This is a genomic window from Leifsonia sp. HAY1-4F (assembly GCF_056755275.1).
This window is the reverse complement of sequence record NZ_JBNDHX010000374.1, coordinates 1-260: the sequence shown is the minus strand read 5'-3', so window position 1 is coordinate 260 and position 260 is coordinate 1. Positions and strand designations below refer to the sequence as shown.

Here is a 260-nt window from a genome sequence, read left to right as displayed (position 1 = left end):
GGGTCTGCTTGCGGTACAGGACGTAGCCGAGCCACAGCGCGAGAGTGAGCTTCAGGAACTCCGACGGCTGCGCCTGGAACCCGCCGATCGCGATCCAGTTGGTGTTGCCGTCGTTGGTGATGCCGAGCCCCGGCACGAACACGAGCAGCTGGAACAGGAGCGCGCCGATGAGCGCCGGCCACGCGATGCGCTTCCAGAACTGCAGCGGGAAACGGCTCACGACGAACATCAGCGGGATGCCGATGACGGCGAACACCGCC

1 protein-coding gene is annotated in these 260 nt (G+C 66.2%); it reads right to left on the bottom strand.

The features are described from left to right. On the bottom strand, positions 1–260 hold a 260-nt coding region (locus ACPYOG_RS19870; protein WP_481295834.1), incomplete at both ends, for an FtsW/RodA/SpoVE family cell cycle protein.